At 43.8% G+C, this 8,105-nt stretch carries 8 protein-coding genes and 1 pseudogene; 2 read left to right on the top strand and 7 right to left on the bottom strand.

All coding sequences use genetic code 11. From position 1 onward, the window contains the following. The 6 genes from coaBC to VB714_RS26115 form a co-directional block, all read right to left on the bottom strand. On the bottom strand, positions 1 to 862 hold an 862-nt coding region (gene coaBC, locus VB714_RS26140), incomplete at its 3' end, for a bifunctional phosphopantothenoylcysteine decarboxylase/phosphopantothenate--cysteine ligase CoaBC (protein WP_323228166.1). A 63-nt stretch (positions 863 to 925) separates the two neighbouring features. Then, a complete protein-coding gene (locus VB714_RS26135; protein WP_416309806.1) occupies positions 926 to 1,150 on the bottom strand; it encodes a DUF2555 domain-containing protein in 225 nt (74 codons plus the stop codon). Between the two features lie 98 nt (positions 1,151 to 1,248). Beyond that, positions 1,249 to 3,090 (bottom strand): EAL domain-containing protein, encoded by a 1,842-nt coding sequence (locus tag VB714_RS26130; protein ID WP_323228164.1) that lies wholly within the window; start codon positions 3,088 to 3,090, stop codon positions 1,249 to 1,251. 149 nt (positions 3,091 to 3,239) lie between these two features. Beyond that, positions 3,240 to 4,616 carry a UDP-glucose/GDP-mannose dehydrogenase family protein gene (locus tag VB714_RS26125; protein WP_323228163.1) on the bottom strand — a complete coding sequence of 459 codons (1,377 nt, stop codon included), beginning with the start codon at positions 4,614 to 4,616 and terminating at the stop codon, positions 3,240 to 3,242. Positions 4,617 to 4,692: 76 nt separating this feature from the next. Further along, positions 4,693 to 5,643, bottom strand: a complete 951-nt coding sequence (locus VB714_RS26120) for a UDP-glucuronic acid decarboxylase family protein (RefSeq protein WP_323228161.1) — start codon at positions 5,641 to 5,643, stop codon at positions 4,693 to 4,695. A gap of 131 nt (positions 5,644 to 5,774) precedes the next feature. After that, positions 5,775 to 6,146 (bottom strand): hypothetical protein, encoded by a 372-nt coding sequence (locus VB714_RS26115; protein WP_323228159.1) that lies wholly within the window; start codon positions 6,144 to 6,146, stop codon positions 5,775 to 5,777. 194 nt (positions 6,147 to 6,340) lie between these two features. On the opposite strand from VB714_RS26115, the gene rpmF reads away from it, so the two are divergent. Then, the gene (gene rpmF, locus VB714_RS26110; RefSeq protein ID WP_323228158.1) at positions 6,341 to 6,520 is read left to right on the top strand and encodes a 50S ribosomal protein L32; all 180 of its coding nucleotides are present in this window, start codon (positions 6,341 to 6,343) and stop codon (positions 6,518 to 6,520) included. A gap of 49 nt (positions 6,521 to 6,569) precedes the next feature. Further along, positions 6,570 to 6,850 (top strand): annotated as a pseudogene (locus VB714_RS26105) (sulfite oxidase-like oxidoreductase); the annotation flags it as partial. A 117-nt stretch (positions 6,851 to 6,967) separates the two neighbouring features. On the opposite strand, the gene VB714_RS26100 reads toward VB714_RS26105, so the two are convergent. After that, on the bottom strand, positions 6,968 to 8,105 hold a 1,138-nt coding region (locus tag VB714_RS26100), incomplete at its 5' end, for an aspartate aminotransferase family protein (RefSeq protein WP_323228156.1).

The following is an 8,105-nucleotide window of genomic DNA, read 5'->3' as shown; positions in this document are numbered from 1 at the left end:
TAACATCGGCAACGGCTGCCGCTAGAATCGTCCAGTCTGCCTCGGGGAAACATTCTAACATGGCTTCATAAAGTTGCGCGGCACGGGTAATGGCGATGCAGCGAACTGCCTTCGAGAGAGAGGTCAGTAAATTGTCTGCGATCGGTCCATGAATGAAGGTGACAGAAGCGCCGCGAGATAGCGCTGCTTGCGCCAAGGCAATGCCCATTTTTCCCGTGGAGGGGTTGCCGATAAAACGCACGGGATCGAGGGGTTCTCGCGTCCCTCCTCCATTGATTAAAAGATGTTTACCCGTTAAATCTTGTTGACCTCGGGTATAGAGAAGAGATTGAATGGCGGGAATTATTTCTTCAGGTTCCGCCATTCTTCCTGTCCCAATGCGATCGCAGGCTAATAAACCCATCCCCGGATCGATACTGTGATAGCGAGGATCTTGCCGGAGTTGCTGCCAATTCTTTTGTACTGCAAATTGCTCCCACATTTCCGTATTCATAGCGGGAACGAGCAGAACGGGACAAGAAGAAGCCAAAATAGTATTGGTGAGGAGATTCTCTGCCAAACCACAGGCTAATTTTCCCAGAGTATTCGCCGTAAGGGGTGCTATCACAAACAAATCAGCCCATTCTCCCAGTTCAATATGTAAAGGGCGAGAATGGACAGACTGCCAAAGATCGTCATCGGTATAAGCGCGATGGCGACTGAGAGTTGCAACGGTAAGGGGAGTAATAAACTGAGTAGCGCGATCGCTTAAAATAACGCGAACCTGTAATTTCGCCTTAAAGAGAGTGGAAATTACTTCACATATCTTATAGGCGGCGATTCCCCCAGTAATTCCGATTAGAACCCGTTTGCTTTCAAGCACTAGCAACTCATGATTGGTGACTGGTAACAGAAATTACGCTGCGAAATTATGACTCAATATTAATTACGCTTCATCATAGGCTTCCATATCGAGTAGATAAAGATAGGGTTCAACTAATTCAGCATTATGAAAGGCGATCGATCGCAGTAAATGCCAGTCTGCCAAGGCTTCAAAAGGATTGGCATAATCATCTTGTTCTAATCGATCTGCAAGTTGAGCCACATCTTTTGCGGCAATTTGGGTTAAATCTAAAGTTAAGTTTTGTTTAGGATTGGTTGTTGCTGCCATGCCAGTCATTGCTGCACCTCCTTAGAAGCGAATTTTAATTGCCTCGATTGCCTTGTTACCCATATTCAAAAACATTATATCAAACCCGAAGCCATTAATTACCATTGAGGGTCGCGAGTAAGGAGTTTTTCTGCTTGGATACTGTTTAAGGGTCTAGCAAAAAAATAACCTTGACCGTATCTACAACCTAAATTCCGCAAGCAATCGAGTTGAGCGATCGTCTCAATGCCTTCTGCTATGGTGTCCATTCCTAAATTATGTGCGAGAGCAATAATCGCTTTAACGATATCTAAATTCTTGCCATTTTCCTCTAATCGATGAATAAAAGAGCGATCGATTTTCACCGTGTCTATGGGAAAACGATGTAAATAACTTAAAGAGGAATATCCCGTACCAAAATCATCAAGGCTAATGGAAATTTTGCGGGCTTTGATTTTTTCCAAGAGAACAACAATGAATTCAGGGCGATCGATGAGAACGCTCTCGGTAATTTCCAACTTTAAATAATGGTTTTCTAACTGAACTTCTTGTAATATTTTTTCAATTTTTTCGAGGGGATTAGCTTGAGAAAATTGACGGGCTGATATATTCACACTAATACTAAAGGGCTGTTCTCCTAAGTTGAGATTATGCCATTTTTTCAGTTGCTGACAAGATTCTTTTAAAATCCAATCTCCCAGAGGCAAAATAAGTCCCATTTCTTCTGCAACAGAGATAAAATCATCAGGAGAAATAAGACCTTGTTGAGGATGATTCCAACGAATTAATGCTTCACAACCAATAATTTTACCTCGTATTAAAGAAACAATAGGTTGATAGTATAACATAAATTCTTGACGTTCCAAAGCCCATCTCAGATCGTTTTCTAAGTGCAGTAAATTTAATGCTTGCTGGTGCATTTTAGGATTAAAAATTTCGTAACGCGCTTTTCCCAATGCTTTAGCGCGATACATTGCAATATCTGCATCGCGCAGGATCTGTTCTGGTTTTTGATAACAAATTATTTCAGTCTCTGTTCCATAAAATTGTCGATATAATTTATCTTGACTGACAACAATACCAATACTGACATTAATAAAAACTTCGTATTCGTGGAGATAAAAGGGGTAAGAGAGTTGGTGATTGATCCGTTCGGCAATGGTGAGAATTTCTTCTTTGCGATCGATTGCATCAAGTAAAATAGCAAATTCATCTCCACCTAAACGAGCTAGAGTATCGTCAGCACGCAAACAGTTTTGTAAGCGATCGCCAACGGCAATCAAGAGGAGATCGCCAATATTATGACCGAGAGAATCATTGACCCGTTTAAAGCGATCGCAGTCGAGAAACATAACCACAAAACTATAGTTTGGATTCATTTTACCTTTGAGAATAGCCTCTTCCAAACGTTCTATAAATAAGAAGCGATTAGGCAGTTGCGTTAACGGATCGTGTAAGGCTAAATGAAGTAATTGCTCCTGTGCTTGTTTTCGTTGCAAAATTTCTCGCTCTAACTCAAAAGTTCTTTCTCGGACTCGTTTTTCTAATTGGTCATTTAAAGTTTGTAGGGAAAGTTGCAAGCGTCGAATGGTGAGTTGATTTTCAATACGGGCAATTACTTCTTCAAATTGAAAAGGCTTTGTAATATAATCAACTCCACCAATTCTAAAGGCTTTAATTTTATCAATAGTCTCGTCTAAAGCACTCATAAAAATAATCGGAATGGGGGCGGTTTTAAGATTTGCTTTGAGATGTTTGCAAACCTCATAACCATTCATCCCCGGCATACAAATATCCAACAAAATCAAATCGGGAGGAGAAGCATTTGCCCCCATAAGAGCCATATTTCCGTCGATCGCCCCCCGCACTTTATAGCCCCGTTGTGATAAAGCGGTAGTTAATAGGCGTAGGTTGTCTGGGGTATCGTCAACCAGTAGAATATCTGCCTTGACTCGATCCATTGTTATTGGTTGTAGATTTTCTGCTGTTCCAATTCAATGTTAAGCGGTAGAAAATGGAAAAATCGCAATTATTGCAATAAATCTAGTAAAAAAGGAGAAGCGATCGCCTCTCCACTAAAAACTTAATGATAAATCGGGAAATTTGAAATTTAATGACCGATGCCAACATAGCGGAAACCTGCTTTTTCCGCAGCTTGGCGATCGAGGAAATTGCGACCGTCAATAATCACTGCATGATTCATTAACTTTGCCATTTGTTCGTAGTCAATTTTGCGGAATTGTTCCCAGTCTGTGACCAAAACCAAAGCATCGCAACCATCTGCGAGGCGATCGAGATCGGTTTCGACGATCGCATTAGCCAAACCGTGGCGCATTCCCGTTTGAGAAACAATGGGATCGTAAGCCTTGACTTTTGCCCCTAAACGATGCAATTGTTCGATTAAATCCAAAGCGGGAGCATCTCGCATATCGTCCGTATCGGGTTTAAAAGTTAAACCCAACAAACCCACAGTTTTCCCTTTTAGGATTTTAATTTCCTGTTGCAGTTTTTCCAGGACGAGGAGACGTTGGCGCTTATTGACATTAACCGCAGATTTAAGCAGTTCTGCCTCATAATTGTAATCATCGGCGGTGTGAATTAACGCCGAGACATCTTTCGGGAAACAAGAACCTCCCCAACCCAAACCCGCTTGCAAAAACTTCGAGCCGATGCGAGAATCCAAACCAATTCCTTTGGAGACTTGCACCACATCCGCACCGACGCGATCGCAAATATTGGCAATTTCGTTAATAAAACTTATTTTGGTAGCGAGAAAAGAATTCGCCGCATATTTGATCATTTCTGCGGAGTTGAGATCCGTCATCACGATGGGAACCGGGGGTAATTCCTTATATTCTTCTTCCCCAAAGGTGCGATCGACGAGGGGTTGATAGAGTTCTGCCATCATATCTAGGGCTTTTTGATTGTTACTTCCCAAAACAATGCGATCGGGGTTAAAAGTGTCGAAAACCGCCGAACCTTCCCGCAAAAACTCCGGGTTGCTGACCACATCAAATTCTGCGCTAATTTCCTCAGAACCGCTTCCCCCTTCGGCTTTTTGGCGTTCGGAAACTCCATCTAACACGATCATTTGTACCCAATCTCCCGAACCGATGGGAACGGTAGATTTGTTGACAATGACCTTATAACCCTCTTTGAGATGCGCCCCAATTCCCCGCGCAACGGCTTCTACATAGCGAGTATCGCTGTCTCCTGTGGGTAAAGCAGGGGTTCCCACGGCAATAAAGAGAATATCGCTATTATCGACCCCGTAACCGAGATCTGTAGTAAACTCTAGCTTTCCAGACTTCATACAAGACTGCATCAGATCGGACAATCCAGGTTCGTAAATGGGGGTTTGTCCGGACTTCATGAGTTTTACTTTTTCTTCATTATTGTCGATGCAGATTACCTTATGTCCGATGTGGGATAGACAAACTCCCGTTACTAAACCGACATATCCCGTTCCAATGACACAAACGCGCATAATCTTAAATCCTCAAAAAATTATTGGGGTGGCTATAGATGCTTGAGATGACGAATAAACGATGAGAAATATTATTTCATTTCTGACTTATTTTTCCCTCTTCGGCAAGGCGATCGCGAAAATAATCAATGGTTAATTTTAATCCCTCATCTAGGGGGACGGTAGGTTCCCACCCCAACCATTCTTTAGCGCGGGTAATATCCGGCTGTCGCTGCTGAGGATCGTCCTGGGGAAGGGCTTTAAAGATTAATTTAGCGTCAGGGTTGACCATATTTTGGATGGTTTGCGCTAGTTGTAAAATAGTGTACTCTCCAGGGTTGCCAATATTTACCGGTTGCGTGCGATCGCTATTCATCAAGCGAATAAATCCTTCTATTAAGTCGGAAACATAACAAAAACTACGGGTTTGCGAACCGTCGCCGTAAACGGTGAGGGATTTTCCTTGCAGTGCTTGAACGATAAAGTTACTCACAACTCGTCCGTCATTAGGTAACATTCGAGTTCCATAAGTATTAAAAATGCGTACAACCCTGATATCAACACCATTTTGACGGTGATAATCATAAGCGAGAGTTTCTGCAACTCGCTTACCTTCATCATAACAAGCTCTAATTCCAATTGGATTTACGTTACCGCGATACTCTTCTGGCTGAGGGTGAACCTCGGGATCGCCGTAAACTTCGGAGGTGGAAGCGAGGAAAAATCTGGCTTTGACCCGTTTCGCCAGTCCCAACATATTTAATGTGCCGATGACATTGGTTTTAATCGTCTTAACCGGGTTGTACTGATAGTGAACGGGAGAAGCCGGACAAGCGAGATGATAAATTTGATCTACTTCGAGGCGAATGGGTTCGGTAACATCGTGGCGAATGACTTCAAAGTTAGGATTTTCGAGCCATTGTAGGATATTGCGTTTGCTGCCAGTATAGAAATTATCCAAGCAGATAACTTCGTGACCTGCCTGCATGAGGCGATCGATAAGGTGAGAACCGAGAAAACCCGCTCCTCCCGTGACTAGAATTCTCATAAGGGTCAGTTTTTTCCGTGTTAAGTCCGATCTTAAGATTAATCTCGACGGATGCTGATGTCTAGTTAATCAGAGAACAGGCAAGAGAGAACAGGTGAAAATCTTAAAAATTCATGTTTTATTTTTAGCCATTACTTCGGAACTCGTTTGAGATTACTGGCACGACACCAATCGATGTCTTGGCCAACTTGAAAGGTAATATAATCTATACCGTAGGCTTGCCAATAGTTAATCACTTCCCCCATGAGATTTTCCGTATCGTCGAGGCGCTGAACGGGGGTCCCGAGGGGAAATTTTTGTACGATCGCGCTATCTTTCCAGCGTTTGAGGGTTTTAATGCGATCGCGATCGCCATCTGAAAGCAGTTCCCAGGCTTCTTCTTTCCAATGAGCATAATTACTGGTCAGTGCCTCGATTTCTCGCCAAGAAACCGATTCTCGCAAATAAGAAGCAAGCTCTTGGGGATTATTAATGGTAAAATCGGGGATGGGTAAGGCACTCATAGCTAGAAAAAAATTTGAGAGAAAAACGCTAGAAATAGTGTTATTTAGGCAATAGAGGAACGAATATACACTAAATATAGCGCTTTTCTCGATTTTGAGCCAGGAAATTGCGGGAATAAAAAAAGGAAAAATAATCTGGCGATTTCAAGATATAATGGTCAATTGTCCATTCAGCATACCCGCAACTTAAAATTATGGCAGTCCCCAAGAAGAAGACCTCTAAAAGCAAGCGCGACAAACGCAAAGCGACTTGGAAACACAAAGCCGCGATCGCCGCGCAAAGAGCCTTATCTCAAGGAAAATCTGTCCTGACCGGACAATCGAACAGTTTCGTTTATCCCACGGATGACGATGATGAAGACGATGAGGAATAATGGGGATAAGTATTAGAGAGAATAACTGGTCAATGATGCTAAGTCAATGATACAAGGTAAATTCTTTCAAAAACCTGAAGAAGAGCAAAGCGATCGCGTTCCTCCGGGTCAATATCTCGCCAAAGGGTTTCCCGTGCTAACCTACGGGGAAACCCCGCAAATTGGCTTACGGGAGTGGGAGTTGCGCGTTTGGGGGTTAGTTACACTCAAGATTTTCACTGTGTCACCCGGTGGTCAAAGCTGGATGTGCAATGGAAGGGGATCAAGATTGTGGATTTTCTCGAGGCGATCGCGATCGATCCCCAAGCAACCCACGTCCTACAGCATTGCCAGTCCCCTTTAAAATTCATAGCCGCGATCTATCCAATAGTGCCAATAGTGCCAATCTTCAATTGCCCGTTTTATCGCAACCCGCACTGAGGAAAGTAGTGCAGGTTGTTAATGTTTCTAAACCAACAGAGAAGCGATCGCGCTTTCGAGTTTCTCGATCGCCTCATTCACTTCAGTTTCAGAAACGATCAAAGGTGGCAGAAAACGCACAACTTTTGGACCCGCAGGCACGAGAAGCAAGCCTTTATCCATTGCAGCTTTCACCAAATCAATCGAAGTTAAATCGCGATTCTCCGCAATTTCGAGTCCATTAATTAAACCCCAACCCCGCACCTCAGTGAATATCTGGGGATAGAGTTGGGCGATCGCATTTAACTTCCCGCGCAATTGTTCCCCGCGACTTTGAACATTATCGAGAAGATTGTCTGCCATCAACGTTTTTCCCACAGCCAGACCTGCGGCACAAGCCAAAGGATTGCCCCCAAAGGTACTGGCGTGATTGCCTGGTTCAAACATATCGCAGGAATTCTTACATAGCATTGCACCGATGGGAATGCCTCCCGCTAAACCCTTAGCACTGGTGAAAATATCCGGTTCAATGCCCAGATTTTCATAGCCCCAGAGTTTCCCCGTGCGTCCCATGCCCACTTGTACTTCATCCAAAATCAAAAGCAGGCCATTTTCATCGCAAACTCGGCGCACTTCCTGGAAGTATTCCCGAGTCCCAGGACGCACTCCTCCTTCTCCCTGTAAGGTTTCTAGTAAAACGGCTCCAACGCGACGGTTGCCCTCATCAATGTCCCCGATCGCATCTTCCAAAGCCTGGATATCATTAAACGGGACATAGGCAAACCCATCCACCAGGGGTTCAAAGCCCTTTTGATATTTAGGTTGACCCGTTGCGGTAATGGTAGCAAGAGTGCGTCCGTGAAAACTGGCCTTAGCAGTTAAAATAACAGGATATTGGATTTCTTGGACTTTGTGAGCGTACTTGCGAGCGAGCTTGATCGCCGCTTCATTGGCTTCTGCACCGGAATTGCAGAAGAAGACACGATCGGCGCAAGAACGATCGACCAGCCATTCCGCCAATTCTCCTTGTTCTGGGATGTAATATAAATTGGAGACGTGGTGTAACTTTTTGATTTGTTGGGTTAGGACTTCAACAAGAACGGGATGAGCATGACCGAGGGTACAAGTGGCAATACCCGCAACAAAGTCGAGATATTCTTTCCCATCGGTATCCCAAACCCGGCAG

This window comes from Spirulina sp. 06S082, from assembly GCF_034932145.1.
In the GTDB taxonomy this organism is placed as follows: Bacteria; Cyanobacteriota; Cyanobacteriia; order Cyanobacteriales; family Spirulinaceae; genus CCY15215.
This window is presented reverse-complemented; position numbering and strand designations above follow the sequence as displayed.

Coding starts and splice junctions, on each gene's coding strand:
- VB714_RS26135 (WP_416309806.1), bottom strand. CDS start 1,150: ATGGCAGCAACAACCAATCCTAAACAAAACTTAACTTTAGATTTAACC.
- VB714_RS26130 (WP_323228164.1), bottom strand. CDS start 3,090: ATGGATCGAGTCAAGGCAGATATTCTACTGGTTGACGATACCCCAGAC.
- VB714_RS26125 (WP_323228163.1), bottom strand. CDS start 4,616: ATGCGCGTTTGTGTCATTGGAACGGGATATGTCGGTTTAGTAACGGGA.
- VB714_RS26120 (WP_323228161.1), bottom strand. CDS start 5,643: ATGAGAATTCTAGTCACGGGAGGAGCGGGTTTTCTCGGTTCTCACCTT.
- VB714_RS26115 (WP_323228159.1), bottom strand. CDS start 6,146: ATGAGTGCCTTACCCATCCCCGATTTTACCATTAATAATCCCCAAGAG.
- rpmF (WP_323228158.1), top strand. CDS start 6,341: ATGGCAGTCCCCAAGAAGAAGACCTCTAAAAGCAAGCGCGACAAACGC.